The sequence below is a fragment of the Pedobacter miscanthi genome (genome assembly GCF_032678605.1).
Taxonomy (GTDB): domain Bacteria; phylum Bacteroidota; class Bacteroidia; order Sphingobacteriales; family Sphingobacteriaceae; genus Pedobacter; species Pedobacter miscanthi_A.
On sequence record NZ_JAVTSU010000026.1, the window covers coordinates 1 to 21907 of the forward strand.

At 41.1% G+C, this 21907-nt stretch carries 16 protein-coding genes; 5 read left to right on the plus strand and 11 right to left on the minus strand.

Annotated elements, in window-relative coordinates; all coding sequences use genetic code 11:
- Window positions 1-239: 239 nt before the first annotated feature.
- From R2R28_RS26220 to R2R28_RS26270, 11 genes are all read right to left on the minus strand, one after another.
- Window positions 240-1361: an AAA family ATPase gene (locus R2R28_RS26220; RefSeq protein WP_316828619.1), complete on the minus strand. Its 1122-nt coding sequence runs from the start codon at window positions 1359-1361 to the stop codon at window positions 240-242.
- A complete protein-coding gene (locus tag R2R28_RS26225) occupies window positions 1333-2040 on the minus strand; it encodes an RNA ligase family protein (protein ID WP_316828620.1) in 708 nt (235 codons plus the stop codon). Before R2R28_RS26225 ends, R2R28_RS26220 begins: the two co-directional genes overlap by 29 nt.
- Before the next feature lie 877 nt (window positions 2041-2917).
- Window positions 2918-4078: an efflux RND transporter periplasmic adaptor subunit gene (locus tag R2R28_RS26230; RefSeq protein ID WP_316828621.1), complete on the minus strand. Its 1161-nt coding sequence runs from the start codon at window positions 4076-4078 to the stop codon at window positions 2918-2920.
- 11 nt (window positions 4079-4089) lie between these two features.
- Window positions 4090-8466 carry a CusA/CzcA family heavy metal efflux RND transporter gene (locus R2R28_RS26235; RefSeq protein WP_316828622.1) on the minus strand — a complete coding sequence of 1459 codons (4377 nt, stop codon included), beginning with the start codon at window positions 8464-8466 and terminating at the stop codon, window positions 4090-4092.
- Between the two features lie 117 nt (window positions 8467-8583).
- The gene (locus R2R28_RS26240) at window positions 8584-8901 is read right to left on the minus strand and encodes a DUF6660 family protein (protein ID WP_316828623.1); all 318 of its coding nucleotides are present in this window, start codon (window positions 8899-8901) and stop codon (window positions 8584-8586) included.
- Window positions 8902-9853: 952 nt separating this feature from the next.
- Complete coding sequence (locus tag R2R28_RS26245) at window positions 9854-11014, minus strand: DUF4185 domain-containing protein (protein WP_316828624.1); 1161 nt, start codon at window positions 11012-11014, stop codon at window positions 9854-9856.
- A 7-nt stretch (window positions 11015-11021) separates the two neighbouring features.
- Entirely contained in the window at window positions 11022-12098 is a 1077-nt protein-coding gene (locus R2R28_RS26250; protein ID WP_316828625.1) for an acyltransferase, read from the minus strand.
- A gap of 508 nt (window positions 12099-12606) precedes the next feature.
- Window positions 12607-12786, minus strand: a complete 180-nt coding sequence (locus tag R2R28_RS26255) for a hypothetical protein (RefSeq protein WP_025142680.1) — start codon at window positions 12784-12786, stop codon at window positions 12607-12609.
- 171 nt (window positions 12787-12957) lie between these two features.
- Window positions 12958-14244, minus strand: coding sequence for an MFS transporter (locus R2R28_RS26260; RefSeq protein ID WP_316828626.1), 1287 nt, complete (start codon window positions 14242-14244; stop codon window positions 12958-12960).
- A 12-nt stretch (window positions 14245-14256) separates the two neighbouring features.
- Window positions 14257-14475, minus strand: a complete 219-nt coding sequence (locus tag R2R28_RS26265) for a hypothetical protein (RefSeq protein ID WP_316828627.1) — start codon at window positions 14473-14475, stop codon at window positions 14257-14259.
- 45 nt (window positions 14476-14520) lie between these two features.
- Entirely contained in the window at window positions 14521-15132 is a 612-nt protein-coding gene (locus R2R28_RS26270; protein ID WP_316828628.1) for a TetR/AcrR family transcriptional regulator, read from the minus strand.
- Window positions 15133-16248: 1116 nt separating this feature from the next.
- Between R2R28_RS26270 and R2R28_RS26275 the strand changes: the two genes are divergently transcribed.
- From R2R28_RS26275 to R2R28_RS26295, 5 genes are all read left to right on the plus strand, one after another.
- Complete coding sequence (locus R2R28_RS26275; protein WP_316828629.1) at window positions 16249-16827, plus strand: hypothetical protein; 579 nt, start codon at window positions 16249-16251, stop codon at window positions 16825-16827.
- Between the two features lie 427 nt (window positions 16828-17254).
- Window positions 17255-18502: an efflux RND transporter periplasmic adaptor subunit gene (locus tag R2R28_RS26280; protein WP_316828630.1), complete on the plus strand. Its 1248-nt coding sequence runs from the start codon at window positions 17255-17257 to the stop codon at window positions 18500-18502.
- A 10-nt stretch (window positions 18503-18512) separates the two neighbouring features.
- Entirely contained in the window at window positions 18513-19967 is a 1455-nt protein-coding gene (locus tag R2R28_RS26285) for a TolC family protein (RefSeq protein WP_316828631.1), read from the plus strand.
- 26 nt (window positions 19968-19993) lie between these two features.
- A complete protein-coding gene (locus R2R28_RS26290; RefSeq protein ID WP_316828632.1) occupies window positions 19994-20659 on the plus strand; it encodes an ABC transporter ATP-binding protein in 666 nt (221 codons plus the stop codon).
- A gap of 9 nt (window positions 20660-20668) precedes the next feature.
- Window positions 20669-21904 (plus strand): ABC transporter permease, encoded by a 1236-nt coding sequence (locus R2R28_RS26295; RefSeq protein ID WP_316828633.1) that lies wholly within the window; start codon window positions 20669-20671, stop codon window positions 21902-21904.
- Window positions 21905-21907: the final 3 nt, after the last annotated feature.

Consider the following 21907-nt stretch of genomic DNA (forward strand, 5'->3'; position numbering starts at 1 on the left):
AGGTACGAAGCAATCTTACTACAATGGGTGGGCAAAAAGCATTAGATAGTTTTACTACTTAGCGATCGTTGTAAGATTGCTTCGTGCCTCGCAATGACGAGTGTTTTTATGTCCGGCAATGTTAGTGGCCCTGATAGCTATCCGATCAGGATGACGTATTACACTGAATCATAACCAGTTTACAGTTGGCAATTTGCAATTACAAATAACCAATGTACTAAGTACCAATGAACCAGAAATCATTTTACATGATACGCTATCCAATGCGCTTCCCATAGAGCAGGCACTTCAAGTTTATAAACCAGTTTATCTAAAACCGCAGCAGGAACTATGGCATCGCGGTTCTTATTTTGACTGTGCAAGTGCTGATAAGGAACTTCAATGTACTCGATACGCACTTTTGCCCTGTAAGAATTAAATAATTCGATCAATTGCAACCGCATCTGACTGGTGGTATTGGTTGCATTCCAAACAAATGATTGCTGCTTACGTAAATAAACCCTCGCCTGTTCTTTTGCTTCCTGTATTACCTGTCCGTTGCCTTTTTTATCTGTTGGCAAGATTCCTCTTTTAGTACGTATGGTATCAAGCGAGATTACCGGCCAATCTTTATAATTCTGCCGGATAAAGGTATCTTTCCCTGCTCCCGGAAGTCCACTCATTAATACCACTTCTGCAACCGATTGCTCAAAGGGAATATAATCCAGATAGGCGTCTTCGTGTTGCAGATAATGCATTTTGGCATCATCAGAGGGAAATTGCCGTTTATTACCCCAGCATTTATGCTCTTTACAAAACTCTTCGAAACAATCAATCCGGTACAACATCTCTTCCTGATCGTTGCAGATCCGCCCTAACATGTCGGCGCGCGCCAACAGCGCCAGCCATTTGGTATTTACATCCATGCTGGCTTTAATGAGTGCTTTAAGTGGATCAGGTTTTTCGAACAACCAGATCGGCAAACCATGGTACCTCACCAGGGCTACTATTTGCTCTCGGATGGCGAAAGGTGTAAATCCGCCCATATAAAACAATTGCCTGGCAAATTGTGCACCCTTACGCGCATGTCCGTTGGAGGTAATGCTCCCATCATTTTCAAAAACAGTGGTACTGTATTTTTCCACATCATGCAGTAAAGCCGATGCCCATAAAACCTCCTGATCCTGTTCCGGCAAATATTTAAAAGCCTCTAAACTTTCTAAGGCAGCCAAAACCATCTGCGTATGTATGGCCACATTTCCTTCGGCATGGTAGCGCGGATCCTGCGGAACATCGTTCATTCTTTTTACCCAATCGAAACGATCTTCGAGATCGCCCCATTGTTTGTTTTTATTAAAGGTCCACATGGTTACCTCCTTCATTTAATAGCGATGCACGTTTCCAGTTTCTGGTCCAGTGTTCATCTGTTTTAACATGCCCTTTTCTTACGTATTTAAATACGTTCTGTGCAAAATCATCAGCAGCATAATCGTTAGCATTACGGCTCACAATGCCTTCCATTGTTGTTTTGCTTTTGTCGTGTACATCATAGGGTTCAAATGTACCCGAACCTGTTACGAGGTTTAACATCTCTTTTTCAAATAGCTTTTGATCCACCGGCGTAGGTTCTGTTTTAAGAACCGGTACGGTAGGCAGACCCAATAGATTTGCATAAAATTGTGTTTCCTCCCAGCTCAGCCAACGCTCATTTTCGCGGATACCGAACACGTGATAATGATGCTCCAGCTCCTCGTACCTGATAGAATGTATGGCATAAAGATTCTCTAAAAAAAATTCGAGATCGCCCAGATCGTTTCTGATGAGCTGCCAGAACCGCTTGAGGTCTTCTGTCCATGGCGAAGTTGTTGGTGCGGCATGCGAACGTGCAAAAACGCCATATTTGGAGAGACAATTGTTTTCTCCATCCAGTTTTTCGGTATGTATAAGTGTCGGGATCTGTTGTATATTGTCCCAATAATCGTGCTTTATCCTGTCGTCGCTCGTTGTTCCCGGCGAAAATGGATAATGATAAGTACGACCATATTTTTGTGAAATAGCCATATTGTAATCAGTAAAATAAAAGATAAACAGTAATTACTCCCTTCCCGGACGGGAAAGGTCATTTTAACATTGATGTATAAATGAAATTACATGACTCAAAGACTTATATTGTTAATACAGAAGCAAATGTAGGGAAAATAGTTGGGAGTCAATAAAAAAGTCGTCATCTCGAGCGAAGTGTAACGAGGCCGAGAAATCTATCTTTAGGTATGTATCTCCACCCCCACCATGCTCCGGTCGAAATAATATCCAAGATCAAAGTCAATATACATGCCATTGCTTTGAGCATAGTGAGAAATCTAAGAAAAGTCGTCATTGCGAGAAGGCTTTTTCAGCCTACGAAGCAATCTTACAACTATGGGTTATAGCGATCGTGCCTCGCAATGACGAGTATTTTTATGTCCGATAATGGTAGAGGTTAGAATTTTTCAAATACATTGGAGGTTTAATGACAGTGCGTAGGATCGTCATTGCCAGCCTGACTGGCAATCGTAATGCCTTGGTAGGGGTTGCAGCTTGCATTAGGATTTCCGCCTGCGCGGGAATGACGACCATTCTTTAGAATCTGTCATTGATAGCGGAGCTGATAAATCTGCCAAAAGTCGTCATTGCGAGAAGGCTTTTTCAGCCTACGAAGCAATCTTACAGCTATGGGTTATAGCGATCGTTGTAAGATTACTTCCTTCCTCGCAATGACGAGTGTTTTTATATCCGGCAATGGTAGCGGAGCCGATAGCCATGGGGCGTAACGAAGCCGAGAACCTGTAGGCACAGCGAAGCTAAATCTATCTCGAGATAGATCTCTCCGCTCCGCCATGCTCTGGTTGAGATGACGGTGTCTCGAACAGTTAACAAGTTAACCATCCTACCCAGGAAACTAATGCGCCTCTTCTTCCTCGTTCTTTACTTTACTTAGCAGATCATAAGCGCCTTTTACCACCACTTTGGGTTTATTTAAAGTTTCTGCAAACGATACCTGCGTATAACCATTTTCGGCAACCGCTGTTTTTACTTCAATCATGCGGTAACGATAGGCTAACTTAGAGGCAGATTGTTCTATAAACACATATTTCTTGCCTTCAAACTCCACAATAGCGGCATCGGGCAGGGCTTCAACCTTATTGGCCCCGCTTTCTACATAAGCTTTCAGGTACATGCCCGGGAGCAGTTGGGTATCTTCTTTATCTAAATGGCAATGCACCTGTACAGTCCGTTCTTTACTAATTTCGCGACCGATTAAATGTACTGTTGCCATGCGTTCCTTTTCTTCATTGGCTAAAGTAAAGCGCACTTTCTGCCCGATTTTAAGTTTAGGTACATCTTTTTCAAATACCGTAAGTTCGGCATGTAAATGTTCGGTATCGGCAATTTTGAAAAGCTCGCTGGTGGTGCTGGCAAAGGCCCCAATGTTGGTATTTACCTGGGTAACATAACCGGCCATTGGCGCATAAAGGTTAAAGGTTTTTAAAATCTTCCCTTTTTCCAAAGCGGCAAAGTCGATATTGATCAGCGAAAGTTTAGATCGCTGTCCCAATAAACGCGCGCTTACACTCTGATACTCACTCCTCGCTTTTTGAAGTGCTTTTTTGGAGTTAACATTTTCTTTAGCAAGCTCTTCCTGACGATCTAATTCTTGTTTCAAAAACTGCAGCTGACTTTTGTAGTCCAGGTAATCCTGTTGCATCTGGATAAACTCAGGGTTTTGCATTACAGCTACTAATGCGCCTTTTTTTACCCTCATTCCTTGCAGCATGGAGGTACTTTTCACAATCCCTTCTAAAGGTGTGGAAATAGAGACTAAGCTCTGTGGTGGCAGATCGAGCATCCCGTTTACCTTGGTTGTACCGCTTAATTCTTTTAATTCGATGTTGCCAAGGGTAATTTCAGCTAGTTTATGCTGTTCAGGCGTTAGTGTAACAATATCGCTTTCTTCGTGAGCAGCATCTTTTTCGGGTAGTTTTTCTGTTGTAGGACTTCCACAGGCACTGAGGTACAGCACTAAAGTTAATAAACTTAAATATTGATATATGGATTTCATGTTTCTTCTTTTTATAATGAACTGGAATTACCGGTGAGGAATTCGATATGGTTAATGCTCTGGTTTAGCTGTAATAAAGCCATCAGGTGATTTTCGTAAATGGTGTTTACCTGTTTCAGGTTGAGCAGGTATTCCGAATAACCGATTTCCCCGTTCTGATAGGCAATGCGGCTGTTTTTTAAAATCAATGCAGCGTTGGTGAGTGCGGAACTTTGAAAATATGCATAACGATCTTTATTTTTAAGGTATTCGCGGAGTACCTGCTGGTATTGTCCGCTTAACTTCCGCTCCTGCAGATCAAGATCGCTGGTGGCAATATCTTTACTGATGGCGGCCGCTTTAGCTTTTGCAGCATACGATTTATAGAACAATGGAAAGGCTACGCCTACCTGAAAACCCTGGAAACGTTTATCCTGACCAAAATACACCTCGCTGCCATTTACGTTCTGAAAACCGGTAAGCGATTGGTTAAAATAACCCAAAGTAATATCGGGAAGCGCTTTTGCCAGCTCTACCTTCCGTTGTTTACCGGCAATTACAATTTGCTGCCTGAAATAAGCCAATAGTGGATTCTCCTTTACCGAAGTGCTATCTGATACAGGAACGATACTTTTCTCCTTAAGGTACTTTTCTGTAATTTTCGCAGCATTACCGCCCAATAAGGTAAACAGCTGACTGTAATAAATCTCGATATCAGCCGTGTTCTGCTCCAATTGACTTTGCACCTCTTTTAACTGGGTTTCGGCGGCTACTTTTTCTAAAAGATTACCCTCACCGGTTTTATATTTCAGCGATGCAGATTTAACAAAACCTTTATAAATGCTGTCTTGCTGCAGCAGTAATTTCTCTTTTGAATAAAGATACTGGAGATTGGTGTAAACGGTTTTCACCTGAAAAACCAACTCATTTTTGGTAGAGGCCACCTGAAACTGACTCGCTTTGATCCTTTCATCGCCCAAAGCCGTATTTGCGGAGAAAAGCGTTGGAAAAGGAATGGTTTGCGAAAGGCTAAAGTTTTTGTCGTTTTTAACCAGGCTGTTATATTGGCCATACATCATCGAAACATCGGTTTTGGGCATTTCGAAAGCCGTTTTCTTTAACTGTTCCTGCAAATTAACACCCAAACTGGCGCTGCTTACGGCTTTATTGTGCTGCAAGGCCGATGCTATGGACTGCTGTAAACTCAAACCCGTTGTTTGTGCCTGTACAGATGGTAAACCCAATAAGGAAAACGTTAAGATCAACAAACCTGCAACCGGTGCAATTTTAATCTTTTTATTCCCCATTTTTTCTACCCAGATGTAAAGGATGGGCAGTACCAAAAGGGTAAGCAAAGTGGCCGATAGCAAGCCGCCAATTACCACGGTTGCCAATGGGCGTTGCACTTCTGCACCGCTTCCGCCCGAAATTGCCATCGGTAAAAAGCCTAATGAGGCCACAAGTGCCGTCATAATTACCGGACGGAGCCTGATCGATGTGCCTGTTTTTATAATTTCGAGTATATCTGTCATTCCTTCTTTTTTTAACCTGTTAAATTCACTGATCAATACAATCCCGTTCAGTACGGCTACACCAAAGAGGGCAATAAAACCGATACCTGCAGAAATACTGAAGGGCATACCCCTCGCCCATAGCGCCAGTACACCACCAATGGCCGACAACGGAATCGCTGTAAAAATTAACAGCGCATGTTTAATGGATGAAAAGGTGAGGTAAAGCAATAATAAAATGAGCAGTAAAGCCAAAGGAACGGCAATTGCCAGCCTTTTATTCGCCGCCTGCAGGTTTTCAAAAGTACCGCCGAAAGTTGGATAATAACCGGGTGCAAATTTCACTTCGCTATCTATTTTCTGTTGGATTTCTTTTACAATGCTCTCTACATCTCTACCCCTAACATTAAAACCAACAGTGATCCTGCGTTTGGCATCATCACGCTGAATCTGGTTGGGGCCTTCTTTATATTCGATATCCGCAAGCTGCTCTATAGGGATCTGGTTACCATTTGGAGCCGTTACGAAAAGATTTTCCACATCCTCCAGCGATTGCCTGTTCTCTTTTTCCAGGCGGACAACCATATCAAAACGTTTTTCGCCTTCAAATACCAATCCTGCCACTTCGCCGGCAAAACCCGAACGAATGGCTGTATTTACATCTTCTATATTGAGCCCGAACTGTGCAATTTTATCCCGGTGGAATTTAATTACCACCTGTGGCAAACCCGAAGCCTGCTCTACATAAACATCCTGCGCACCTTCAATTTTACCGGCAATTGCTCCTATTTTTGAAGCATAACTGCTTAGTTTGGCAAAATCTTCGCCGTAAATTTTAATTACCACATCCTGCCGGGCGCCCGTCATCAGTTCGTTAAAACGCATCTCTATGGGCTGCTGAAATCCAAAAGTTACGCCGGGGATATATTGTTCCAGCTTTTTCTGCATTTTACCGGCAAGTTCATCCCTTGTTTTGGCACTTGTCCAGTCGCTCTTATCTTTCAGGATGATCATCAGGTCGCAAGCCTCTACCGGCATCGGGTCGGTAGGGATTTCACTCGAACCGATCTTTCCGATTACTTCCTTTACTTCGGGGAAGTTGGCTTTTAGCACTTTCGCCGCACGCGTGGAGGCTTCTATCGTTTGCGATAAACTGCTTCCGGTGAGTACCCTTGTTTCTACAGCGAAATCGCCTTCTTCCAAAGTGGGGATAAATTCGGCACCGAGATAATTGAAAATAACCAAACAAATGGCAAATAATGCCAGTGCAGTGCCTACAACCATTAACCTGGCCCTTATGGCAAAATTGAGCATCGGCGTGTAAAGCCTTTGAAAGAAAGCCATGATCCTGTCGGAAATATTTCTTTTACTACTAATGGTTTTATTGAGGAATAATGCGCTCATCATCGGCACATAAGTGAGCGATAGAATAAAGGCCCCGAGAATGGCAAAAGCAACAGTTTGTGCCATTGGCCTGAACATTTTACCTTCAATCCCTACCAAAGCAAGAATGGGCAGGTAAACAATCAGGATAATAATCTCACCGAAAGCGGCACTGTTACGGATTTTTGAGGCAGATTCGAAAATTTCTTCATCCATTTCCTGCTGACTTAAACGGTTTCTGTTTTTACGGAGGCCAAGATGGTGAAGCGATGCTTCTACGATGATTACAGCACCATCTACAATTAGTCCGAAATCTATTGCGCCAAGGCTCATCAGGTTTCCACTTACTCCAAAAAGGTTCATTAAACATACGGCAAACAGCATGGCCAGTGGAATTACCGAAGCCACAATTAATCCGGCACGAAAATTACCCAGCAGCAATACCAATACAAAAATAACAATGAGCGCACCTTCGGCCAGGTTTTTGGCTACGGTTCCTATCGCGCTGTTTACCAGTTTTGTCCGGTCGATAAAAGGTTCAACAGCTACACCTTCAGGCAGGTTTTTAGAAATCTGCTCCATCCGTGCTTTTACATTCGCAATTACCTTTGATGAATTGGCGCCTTTAAGCATCATTACCACTGCTCCAACCACTTCCCCCTGATCGTTTCTCGTCATGGCGCCATAGCGTGTGGCTGCCCCGATCCGCACTTCGGCCACATTGCGAATCAGTACCGGAATGCTGTTGGCATTGGTGCGCACCACAATGTTTTCGATATCTTCAATACTGTTAATCAAACCCTCGCTACGGATAAAATAGGCATTCGGCTTCTTATCTATGTAAGCACCACCAGTATTTTGGTTATTCTTTTCGAGGGCAGTAAATATATCGCTGATGGAAATATTCATACTCCTTAATTTATCGGGATTGAGCGCAATTTCGTACTGTTTAAGGTATCCGCCAAAACTGCTTACATCGGCTATGCCCTCAACCCCTAAAAGCTGCCGGCGCACAATCCAATCCTGGATAGAGCGAAGTTCGGTGGCATCATATTTTTTTTCGTAGCCTTTTTTAGGGTGGATCACATATTGGTAAATTTCACCCAAACCAGTAGTTAAAGGCGCAACTTCGGGCGTTCCTATTCCCTTTGGGATATTCCTTTCTACTTCGGCCAGGCGTTCGCTAACCTGTTGGCGGGCCCAGTAAATTTCTACGTTTTCTTTAAAAACAACGGTAACCACCGAAAGTCCGAAACGGCTAAAAGAACGGATTTCTTCGATACCCGGAATGGTAGCCATGGTTTGTTCTACCGGATAGGTTACAAACCTTTCGATATCTTCTGCACCATTACTCGGCGAATTGGTGATAATCTGTACCTGGTTATTGGTAATATCTGGAAGTGCATCAATTGGCAGTTGCCTTACGGAATATATGCCCCAGGCAATCAACGCCAGCATCATAATCCCCACCAGCAATTTCTGCCTGATGGAGAACTGTATTATTTTGTTCAGCATTTGGTATAATCAAAAAATTAAGAAATAGCAGGATAGCTTACGAGACGGGCGTAAAAAATCCTTAATGCATATTGCATTACTAAAATTCATGGAACAAAGCCATGTAAGAAAATTTGATTAAACGAGTTTTGGCGGTTGCCAAACATCAACAGGCTGCTGTTTTAAAGGGGAACAGTAAAAACCAGGATATACCTGCTGAAAAACAGGGATGATAACTGTAGTTGCTTTTTCTAAAGGGAAATGTTGCGCTACGGAACAACAAGCACAACTACAAAACGGTGGACACATTTCGCCACCGGCATGTTCGCCTTTTGCGGCATCGCGGTGAACAACCGTTTCGAACTGGGCATTTGTAAACATATCTTCCCTATCCTGACAGGGCGTAATGCCCAGAAGGATAAGATAAAGGGAAAATAAAAGCACAAAGTATTTCATTCGGAACAAATGTAGTGATTATTGGGCAAAGCGAAAAGCGGCAGGCGAAGAGCATTGGGCATGGAACCGAAGGCCTCAGTTTTAATGCGATCCTCATTCAGATAGATATTCGGTTTTATTCCCATTTAGCAATTAAGAACATGGAGAATCAAGCCTCGGTTGGTGAGACACTAACCTATATGAGACTTCAGAACTACCTACTGCGACTTCAGAACTACTTACTAAGCTTATCGGCCTATCGGCAACTTTCCACTAAAAGGGAAGTGGATAAAAGAGAATACCTACTATATCTTATAATATGCCCAATGCCATCAATATTATAATATCCGGTGCCGCAAATTTCCATTGACGATCCTCTGCACCTATCATTGATAGATTGCGGAAGAGCGCGCGTAATTGCAGGATGGGAAAATAGCTGGTACAAGATTATCGGTAGAGCAATATTTCATGCTGTTGATCCTTTCTATAAAAATTGCTTTCCCAATAATCAATGCAGGCTCAGCGAAGCTAATCTGTTTCGGGGCAGATCTCTCCACTCCACGGTGTTCCGGTCGAGATGACGAAATGAGCAAAGAATTATCGCCGTAGAAATTACGCGAAAAGTCCTCTGCTCCCTGCTATCCGGCCTGGCAGATTTTCGCAGGAAAAAGCACGGAAATCTTTGCACTTTCCTCTCATTACCCCACAACCCAAGGCAGGATCAAGCGGGAGCGCAGGCCCAAAGTAAGGCTAAGAGCCTAAAGACTGCCGCAATTAAGATTTCCGTAGCTTTTACAAGAAAGGATGCAAGCCTTGATTTTTGGTTACCTTTTTATCAAGAAAAAGGTAAGAGCCCCTCGGTGGCGGCGAACCTGTACCGATTTTCCATCGGTAACCGAGGCAAGATTGTGCGGATGGACAACATCACTAATATTAATTTTCATGCCATAAATTACCCCTCAGGATGACAAGCCTACTCAAACTTTACCTTAATAAACCTTGGTCTGTATAGGTTGGGATTGGTTTGCAAATCCTTTAAAAAATCGAAAGAATTTACATTATAACTGATGAGCAACTCCCCCCTTTTTGATAAACTTGGATGTGCCTTTGCGTTATAGGTAAAAAAGGATTTGAGTTCAATCGCTTCAGTTGTATCCCATAATTTAATTACTTTACCAAAAGGACCGAAAGGAGTTTTACCGAGCTGCATACAGATATTCCTTCCAATACCGCTTTGCTGAAAAATTAAGGCGTACCGTCCATCTGATAATTGCGAAAGGCTGAGTTCGTTCGAAACCTGATCCGTTACCGCAACTGATTTTTTAATGTCAGGCTGCCAGTTTGTTCCATCCCAGTAGCTCCACTTGTTATAGTTTTCGAATGCCGCAGGCAATACCCTTGCCACCAGGAGTTGCTTCGTTTTTCCAAAAATACCATACACGTAAATGTAACCATCGGGATTACCCTCACCGGCCTGTTTCGTATTTACATAAATACCAGCACCAAAAGAACCCGTTTCGCCATTTTCGTCGAGATAAAAAGGCGTATCCTTTTGTTCATAATTTTGGTAGGGTAAAGCTTCGCTGGCTTTAATTTTAATCAAAGTATTACCTACTTCAGCAAATCCGAATGCACCACTGCCTGTGCTTTTAATGCGGTAACCAAAAATGAATGTGGCCTTGTTAAGCTCCTGGTTTACAAAGCCATCGCCCAGCCAGTAATAATCGTTTGGATTGGTTAAGGGCGTTTTAGGCATAAACAGAGATTCGGGCTCCTGATTAGCGCTTTGCCAGCTAAAAATGATTTTATCGGGATTAGCCTCATTCCCATCCAAAACCGCAGCAGCATTGTGGATCATTTTTGCTCCTGGCTGCATTTTGCCATCCGTTACCTTCCCTATCATGCTATCACTAAAAATAAACAGCGTCTTTTTTGCTTTTGGCGGCGATGATTCTTTTCCGTTTAATGGAATGCTATAAATCCCGTCACCACCAAACCAGCCATCGGTTCTATTAAATAGATTGGTCCATTCGGGTGCGGCAGCAACTTTAAACCGGATGCTATCAAGATCCTGCGCCTGTAGCGCTAAGGAAACACCAAGACTTAATAAAACAAGGGATATAAAACCTTTCATTGGACGGTTAAATTGTAATTTTCTTTATCCTGGCATTAAAATATTTGCGGATGGGCTGATCAATAAAAATCATGATGGAGTAAGCCAGTCCGATTAATAAAAATAAAGATATTATCATTACGAATACCATTTCGTTCATTGCCGGTTTTTTAACTTCAACATAACTTAGAAAAATCCATAAAAAAGGATAATGGATCATGTACAAAGGATAAGAAATATCTCCAAAAAATCTGCAAATCTTCTCGTAACCTACTTTTAGAGTTGCACCTGCTCCTAAAGCAACCAAAAATGGAAAGTAAAAAATCACCGCTATCGAATCGATCAGCCAATTAAACCGGTCGTTAAAAGGGATCAAAAACACAACAAATAATAATATTCCCATTAATATGAAGCCGATACGCGATTTGATGGCCCAGTTTGAGCGGTAAACCAGCATTCCCACCAAAAAAGAATAAAAAATCCTGGCTCCCCCTCCAAAAAAATTGTCTCCACCCCACCCAACAGCTAAATTCCCTACATGGTAAGCCTCATAACCCAGCATTAGAGCAGCAATTACAACAAGTAACCATAAAAACCTGTTCTTAACCCTATAGCATACAAATACGTAGAAAATATTGGCAACATATTCCCAAAACAGCGACCATGTAGGCGGGTTAAGGTGAAAAAGATTAAAATAACGCTCATGTACCATTGGATATGGAATTAACAATCCGGCAGATAAAAACATCAATAACGTTTTAGCCAAACCATAACCCTGGTATAAATGGCTAAAAGGGTCGAAAATAAAAGTGAGTAGCCCCAGCAGTGCCCCAATAAACACTAAAGGGTGTAAGCGGATTAAGCGCGATTGGATAAAGCGCAGCACGCCAATACTTTCTACCTTACTATCGTAAGCATAGGCAATTACAAAACCCGAAAGGCAGAAGAAAAAATCTACAGCCAAATAACTGTGCGCAATAAAATTATCTTTATAATCGGGAACTGCAAATTCCATAAAATGGAAAATAACAACGGCAATAGCGGCAATTCCCCTTAATCCATCGAGGATTTTAAAATGTTGTTTGGTTATTAAAACGGTATTCATTTGGTTAGTTTGTGTGTTAAACAAAGAAACAGAAGAAATCCGTTATGAAAGGTATAAACACCGATCAACCTTTCAACGTTTTGTCTCAAAATAAAAAACAATGGTACCACTGAGGTTTTGTTTTATATCATTTAGGAAATGAGGGGTTCAACACATTTGGCCTTTTCAGTCCCGCTTTTTGCTGCAACAAAAGCTGAAAAAGCTTTTGTTTTACGCGTCAATCGGGTTTATTAACCTGGGCTCGTGTAATTAACTTAAATCTTTAATTCGTTAATTTATTTGTAACAAACCCCTATGTTCTTAAACCCGACAGTAGCGGACATCAGATCCCGATTTTTCATCGGCATGGGATAAAGCGTATAGCGGGAATACAGAAACTATGGAATGCTTACCTTTCATTTCCAAAACAGGATAATGCTTTCAAATGCTTAACAATAAAAACCATAACGAACAAAAAAGCCCCGATATAAAATCGAGGCTTCTATTTTCCCAAAACGCAATAATTTAATTATTTCGCGCTATTTTTTTTCTCTGTTACTTCAGCTCTGATATCCTGAGCTAAAACTTTAAGATCTTGCATTGCTTTACGTACACGTGTACCTGCAGCAGCATTACCGCCATCGTAAAACTTGGTTACATCTGCCTCAACCGAAGCGATCAGATTTTGTACTTCTTTAAATTTGTCCATAATTTTTTTTCTTATAGGATGATAGACCATCCGTAAATCAATATTATTTTCCACCTATATTAAAGCGGACTGTAAATCTAATCATTTTATCCATAATTAGCTCTTTCAGCGATACTAAGACGTTTTAATTAGCAATTTATTGCAATTATGTCTGCATATAATAACCAAATTTTAAATCCCTTCTACCAATACCGTGTCTTCAACGGCTGCCGGTGTTACCGTTTTACCGGCATTTTTCCTGGCTATAATCTGGCTTACCCTGAACAGCAAAAATATACTCAGTGCTGATATGGCGACTACCACAAAACCTACAGTGTTATAATGCTCCAAAGGGCTAAATTTCGTTTTCTGCACCACGATCATTCCTGCAGCTGTAGCAGCAATACCTCCGGCAATTTGCTGCAGAGAGGCATTAATGCTCATAAAAGCACCCCGATCTGCCATATCCGGCACGGCACTGGTTAGTGCGCTCGATGGTACCATCCGGCTCAACATGCCCATCATCATGAGCACGTTAAATATAAGTACAAGGTAAAATGGTGTGGTTGATAAATTGGTGTACAGGATACAAACAAACATTAACCATATGGTTGCGATGGTAAATAATTTGAACTTGCTTACTTTATCACTCAGCCTGCCAATAATTGGCATAATCACCAATGAGCAGATACCAGAAGTCATAAATAATATCGGTAACTGTGCATTGGTTAAACCCAGGTTGTTTACGGCAAATGCACTGCCAAAAGGCATCATCATAAAGCCACCAACCGATAAAACTGCTGTTGCTGCAAAGCCAATGCGATAATTGCGTTTGGCAACGGTGTGCCATAAATGTTTTAATGCTGATTTATCGCGCTGTACCAGAAGATGCTGGTTAACGGGCTTTAACTGAAACAAAATCACAACGGCAATAATGAGTCCTAATCCGGCAGTTAACAAAAAAGGCGATTCCCAGCCCCATGCATTTGCTACGTAAATACCAATGGGTATCCCCAACACCTGGCTGGCACCAAAACCCATTTGCACAAACCCCATCACCCTACCCCGTTGTTCCAATGCAAAAAGATCGGCTATAATGGCCAGCGAAATCGAACCAATTACCCCTCCAAAAAGTCCGGTAATAATCCTTGCGGCCAAAAGCATGGGGTAAGTGGTGGCCAATCCGCACAAAACCGTACCGATAATAAAACCCGAGTAAAAAAACACCAAAAGCTTTTTGCGGTCGAACTTATCGGCGAAACCTGCAGTAAGTAAACCGGAAATACCGGCACTAAAGGCGTACGCCGATACCGCTACACCAAAGGCCGCAGGTTTAAGATCGAGCGATTTCATTAACATATCGCCCAATGGCGACATAATCATAAAATCGAGTATTACCGTAAACTGGGTCATGGCCAGTATAAAAACCACAATTTTCTGGTATGGTGTAAATGGAATAATATCCTGTTTATTTTTCATTTTATTTATCTTTTATGTGAGTTTGCAGCATTCGAAGCCGCAACTTTTAATCAATTGTATAATGTAAGTGTGTTTTAAAGAGTAAGATATGATGCGCAGCACATGATCTTCATCATCAAGATCGATATTCCATTCTGTTATCCCCTCTTTGATAAAAATACCGTTCAACTGCTCCTTATTGGCAGCTTCAATATTGGTTTTAAACAATAAGATGTGATCAAAATTTTCCATTAATAAATGAATAATTATTTAATAATATACTTTAAAAAAAAGGCTTTAGTTTTTTAAACCCTTTATAACGCGATCGAACGCGGCCCACAATATTTCATCGGTAATTTGAAAAGGTTTACCGCCGATGCTTTTCCCCCTATGGTGAAAACGAAGCAGGGAATATAACGGCGAATAGGCCACCGACCAATATACCTCAAATGGCATTTCGTCCATTTCGCCCCTTTTAACCACATTTTGAATAAAAGTGGTGATGTCTTTTTTAAACAGGCTCATTAAATTCCCCTCTTCGCCATTAAACATCTTCAAAAACTGATCCTGGTAGGTAGAACTGTTAATCTGGTCGAAAAACTGTCCAAGCATTGGGTTTTCGATCATGTAATTAAAACGGTTTCGCCACTGGATCCGCAATCCATCTTCCAATGATGCATCAGGATCAAAATCGAGTAACATGGCTTCCTCCATCCTAGCTCCCTCTTCCATTACAATTTTAACAATCAAATCGTCTTTGTCCTTATAATACACATAAGGTGTACCCACCGATATACCGCAGGCTTTTGCCAGTTTATTGATGGTAAAACCTTCCAAGCCATATTTTACAATGGTTTCGATGGCCTTTTGCTTTACGAGTTGTTCTTTATTGATATCCCTTGTGCGCATGATCAAATTTAAATCCCGACAAAACTAAATGATTATTCATTTATTAACAAGTTTATGGCTAACTATTTTTTATTAACCGGTTTTGCAATACTGTTAAATGCAATGTACAGCACTGATAAATGTTTAAGAAATAAGGTTGTTGCATTAAGGTTCCCGCCTGTGCGGGTATGACGACGGCCCTATTGGAAATCTGCTATTGATAGAGGCATTCGGAGTTTCGTCATCCCCAACTTGATTGGGGATCGTAATGCCTGGCAAGGGTTTGCAGGTTGCATTAGGGTTCCCGCCTGCGCTGGAATGACGACCGCCCTATTGGAAATCTGCTATTGATAGCGGCATTCGGAGTTTCGTCATCCCCAACTTGATTGGGGATCGTAATGCCTGGCAAGGGTTTGCAGGTTGCATTAAGGTTCCCGCCTGCGCGGAATGACGACCGCCCTATTGGAAATCTGCCATTGATAGCTGCATTCGGAGTTTCGTCATCCCCAACTTGATTGGGGATCGTAATGCCTGGCAAGGGTTTGCAGGTTGTATTAAGGTTCCCGCCTGCGCGGAATGACGACCGCCCTATTGGAAATCTGCTATTGATAGCTGCATTCCGAGTTTCGTCATCCCCAACTTGATTGGGGATCGTAATGCCTGGCAAGGGTTTGCAGGTTGTATTAAGGTTCCCGCCTGCGCTGGAATGACGACCGCCCTATTGGAAATCTACTATTAAGAGCTTTTCGAAGTACAAATGCTCTTTTTTATTTGCCAAAGCAAAATACGAGATCAATAAAAATGCCGCAATATCCATTGCGGCATTTTTTATCAACTAACCTGTATAATACTAACCAAATATTTTACATCGCAAAAGTATGTCACACATATAAAATTGATGTTAAGCAAATGTTAAAAGCTAAATAATTAACATCATGCTGGCCACTCTAATTATGGGGATTAATTAAATCAACCCTGTAAAAAAAAATATGTTCAATCATTTATACTAATTAAAAATACAGGATTAAACCAAAATGTTGATTTTTATCATCACAAATATTTCAAAAATGCTCTTTAAATGTAATATTAAACATACAAAAAGTTCGTAAATAGATTTTCTTGTTTTATCTTTGCAGCATGAAAATTGCCAAATCAACAACTCTTGTATTTCTTTTAACCGCCCTAATTTCTTCATCATCAATTCAGGTGATGGCTCAGCAAAATCAAAATAAACAAGCGACTGCGTTCGAAAACATCGACAGAATAAACGGGAATGACATGATCGAAAGATTAATTACCCAAAATAAGAATCATAAGAATGGCAATCTTCCTCAGTCTGAATACATCATCAACAGAATTAATTTAACCATCCTTACTTTTAACGGACTGGAATATCTTGTAAAAAACAACCGCGTGATTAAAATTCAGGGCCTAGAGCTTTCAGAAGATGTTTTAGAGCAGATTACTGAAAAACTGGTATTATTGGATAACGTGCAATATAATTACAGTGAGCGTGCAACTACTGAATATTATGACCGTTTATTTTTGTTATCGCTTAAAATGTTATCAAGCACCACAAGAGATATTGCCGCACTTGCAAAAACAGGAAATCCATCTTTAAACGTGGAGAACAACATCGCAAAAATGCGTTTGCCAAATGTTGATAAGGCTTTAGAAAACCAGGGCACTCAAACACTAGTACAATTGAACAAATAATATTTTCCTTTTCAGGAATCAAAAACTCCAATGGATGAATCCGTTGGAGTTTTTTGCTTTTTAAGCACCTCACTCAGGTTTTAACCTGAAAACAAGATGCAAAAAGTCATCATTGCGAACAAGTTTTTTCAGCCGGCAGCCTGTCCCGACCTTTCAGGGATGCAATCTTAATGGGATCGCTATAACCAAATTTTGTAAGATTGCTTCGTCGTTCCTCCTCAGCAATTACGACTTCTCTATTATAATTTGCTTTTATAAAAACAAAAACTTTAAACGGAGAACTTCAGATTAAGGACTCATTTTGTCCATTAACAAACAAGATGTTCGATATCGGGCATTTTTAAATTTTAAAAAAGAAATAAAACACTGAATTACAATAATTTAACAATGGCACACCTATTGTAAAGCCAGGTGTAAACTATTTTAAATGGACAAACTCATTGAAGAAGAGGTTTCTTCGAAAAGGAAGAAAAAAACCTACCTCGTTATTTTCGTTATCATAATCATTTTAGTGCTTGCGATCTGGTTCGTCCGGTTCTTTTTCAAACCATCGTTAACCCAGTCTGATTTTACTACCGCCAAAGTAGAAACTGGCATTATCGAAAATACAATTAATGCCACGGGCGAGGTACTTCCTGAATTTGAAGAAGTTTTAACCAGTCCGATTAATGCGTCGATCAAAAACGTACTGATGGATGCGGGCAATAAAGTAAAAAAGGGAGAATCGATCCTTTCACTTGATAAATCGGTGAGCGAAACAGATTATGGTAAACTGGAGTTTCAGATGGAATCGAAAGAAAACGAGATCCGCAAACTGAAACTTGATCTGGAGAAGAGCTTTTACGACATCAAATCGAACAACAGCATTAAACAGTTACGGATCAGCAACCTAAACGATGCGGTTTCTTCGGCAAAAAGGTTGCTAAAAGCTGGTGGAGGAACCAAAGAAGATGTAGAAGCGGCAGCGCTGAATCTGAAAGTTGCCGAACTGGAGAAACTTCAGCTTGAAAACGAAATCAAGAGCAAACAGCAGACGATGAAAATCGAAATCAGGGAAGCAGAAATTTCGCTGGCCATCCAACGGAAAGATCTTGATGCTTTAAAACGCAAACTCGATCTGGCTGATGTAATTGCTACCCGGCCGGGCGTAATTACCTGGGTAAATAAAAACATAGGCGCCAGCGTACACGAAGGTGATGCGCTGGTTAGAATTGCCGATTTAAGTGGATTTAAGGTCGCCGGAAGCATGTCTGATAACTTGCTGGATAAAATCCACAACAACATGACTGCCATTATCCGTATTGGCAATACGCAGTTGCGCGGATCTGTGGTGAACATTTCACCTGCTGTGAACAATGCCATTGTTTCTTTCGATATCCAGTTGAATGAAAAAGACAGTAAAGAACTCCGTCCTAACCAAAAAGTTGATGTTTTTCTGGTTACCACGACCAGAAACGGCGTTCTACGGATCGCCAACGGTCCGGCATTTAACGGCTCGAACCTTCAGGATGTTTTTGTATTGAAAAACGGGGTTGCGGAACGTCGTTCGGTTAAAACCGGCTTGAGTAATTTCGATTATGTAGAAATTCTGAGTGGATTAAAAGCGGGCGATGAAGTAATCACGTCAGACATGGGCGATTATAAAAACACTAAAACCATCACCATTAGTAATTAAAATGATGCAAATGAAATTTTTACTTATGGGTTTACTGGTAATATTAAGTGTTAAAGGTTTCTCCTTTCAAAAAGCAGATACCCTGCAATTAACGTTACAGCAAGTGGTAGAAATGGCCAAAGCCAATTCCATTGCCGCAAAACAGGCCATCACCGTAAAAGAGACCAAATATTGGGAATGGCGTACATTTAAATCTAATTATCAGCCTCAACTGGCTTTGCAAGGGGTTTTACCGGGCTATACTAAAACCTACACGCAAGTACAGCAACCTAACGGAACCATCCTTTTTCAGCCTGTACATTATGATAACTCTTCTTTAACCTTAAATTTTACCCAAAGTATTGCCACTACGGGTGGAACCATTTATGGCACTACGCAGTTACAACGCTTTGACGATTTCGACAGGAACAGCGTATTGTATAACGGTATTCCTTACGGCATTGGTTATACCCAGCCCCTCCTTCAGTTTAATAGTTTAAAGTGGGACAAAAAAATAGAACCATTAAAATTTAACGAAAGCAAACAGGTTTTTATTGAAACACAGGAAAAGATTTCCATTACGGTTACCGAGTATTTTTTCGATTTATTGCTGGCACAGGTAAACCTGAACATTGCTGATGTAAATTATACCAATACCAGGCGCATTTTAACCATTGCCAATACCAAATTTGAATTGGGTAAAATTTCAAAAAATGAGATTTTACAACTACAGTTAGAAGTTTTAAATGCCCAGAAAGCGGTGGGAACGGCTAAACGCGATGTAGAAATTGCCACCCTGAACCTACGGAGTTACATTGGCATTGAAGGTAGCGACAGGATTAAACTGGATATGCCTTCGGTGGTGGCGCAAATGACGGTGGTTGCGGATAAAGTATTGGGCGAAGCTTTCGAAAATCGATCTGAAGCCATTGCCTTTATCCGCCGTTTGGCCGAAGCAAAAAGAGATGTGGCAAAGGCCAAAGGCGAAAACGGTTTAACGGCAACTTTACGAGCCAATCTGGGTTTCTCCAATGCGGCAAACAGCGCTTTTGATATTTATCGTTCGCCAAAAAACCAGCAATCAGTGGAGTTGCAGCTTTCTATCCCGGTGATGGATTGGGGAAGATCGAAATCGCGTACCAAAACGGCGCAGGCAAATGAACAGCTTACTACTTACGCTGTTGAGCAGGACAAGCAGACTTTTAAACAACAGATTATAACGCAGGTAACCCTTTTTAATATGATGAAAGAACAGATCAAGCTGACAGATGAAGCCGAAAAAATTGCTGCCGAAAAATACAAAATAGCCAGTGAGCGCTATGTGTTGGGTAATTTAAGCATCACCGACCTTAGTATTGCTTTCCAGGAAAACGACAGGGCAAAACGCGATTATGTTTCATCTCTACGCGATTTCTGGGGCGCTTATTATCAACTCCGTTACCTGTCGCTTTACGATTTCGAAAAAAACAGAAAAATAACCTATTAATAAATCTTAATTACTAATTATACATTATGATACGCTTACACAACATTGAAAAAGTTTACCGGACCGATACGGTGGAAACATTGGCCATAAACGGGATCAGCCTTGATATTGCAAAGGGTGAGTTTCTTTCTATCATGGGACCATCGGGCTGTGGCAAAAGTACCCTCCTTAACATCATGGGTTTACTGGATGAGCCTTCTAAAGGGAACATTAAAATTGATGAGCAGGATATCAGCCAGTTTTCCGACCAAAAACTGGCTAAATTCAGGAACCAGAAACTGGGTTTTATTTTCCAAAGCTATCACCTGATTAACGATTTAAGGGTACTCGACAATGTAGAACTTCCTTTATTATACCGCAATTCATCAGCTAAAGAACGTAAAATGCTAGCCGCCGCAGCTTTAGAAAAAGTTGGGTTAAGCAACCGTTTAAAACATTTCCCTACACAGCTTTCGGGCGGGCAGCGGCAGCGTGTAGCCATTGCAAGGGCCATTGTTGGTAATCCGCAGATTATTTTGGCCGATGAACCCACCGGAAACCTGGACAGTGCGATGGGGAACGAAATTATGGATATCCTCATAAACCTGAATAAAAATGGAGGTACCACCATTGTAATGGTTACACATGATGAAAGTATGGCGCATAAAACACACCGTTTGGTGCGGTTATTTGATGGTTCACAAGTTCAATAAATCCCTGTTATGTTAAAAAACTACTTTAAGATAGCCATAGCTGTATTGAAGCGAAGAAAGTTCTTCACCTTCATCAGCCTGTTCGGGATTAGCTTTACGCTCACCATTTTGATGGTGGTTACTGCGCTCGTGGATAAAATGATCAGCCCGGATTACCCGGATTATAAAAGAGACCGCTCTTTGTATATAGAAAGAATTGAAATTAAAAATTCTAAAGAAGGCTGGATGAATAGCAGTAATGTTTCCGTCTACTTTTTGGAACATAATGTAGCTACCTTAAAAAACCTGCAAAAAATGGGCATTACCTCCAGTGCCAAAGCATCAAATGCTTACGTAAATAATAAAAAACTCGTCATCAACTATCAATATACCAATGCCGATTACTGGAATGTGCTCGAATATAAATTCCTGGAAGGAAAAGCATTTTCGCAAAAGGAAATAGACAATGCAGAACTAGTGGCCGTCATATCTGAAGAAACCAGAAAGGCCTATTTTGGTGATGAAAAATCAGTTGTGGGCCAATACATTTCTGCTGACAACATTAACTACAGGGTAATTGGAGTGGTTGAGAACGTATCAGAAACGGTCCGAAATTTTAGTGGAGACATGTATTTACCTTATAGCCTTTCTAAAGATAACCACGACAACAATCAAAATATAATGGGCAGTTATAATGCAATATTACTGGCAAAAAGTAAGGCCGACATCCCTAAACTGAAAAAGGAATTCGACCAGATGATAAAAAAAGTGCCAATCCCCAAAGATTTTGATAAACTGTACTGCAACGCTGATCCATTTTTCACCAGCATTAGCAGAAGAATTGGAGGCAACTCTACCAATGGTGCAGTGGCAAAAGTAATTACCATGGCCGGCGGATTTGTGCTGCTGTTTCTGCTGCTTCCAACCATTAACCTGGTTAATATCAACATCACCAGGATTATGGAGCGATCCTCAGAAATTGGTGTGCGCAAAGCATTCGGTGCTTCCTCAAAAACGTTGGTTTATCAATTTATTGTTGAAAACATGATCCTGACCTTTCTCGGTGGATTTATTGGTGTAATGCTTTCCCTTCTGGTTATTGCACTCATTAACGAAACGAATTTTGTATCCAACATAAAGCTAACTATGAATTTCTCTGTATTGTGCTACAGCTTTCTGGCCTGTGTGTTTTTCGGGTTGATTTCTGGCGTTTACCCGGCCTGGAGAATGTCGAAACTAAATGTAGTTAAAGCACTTAAAGCCTAAATT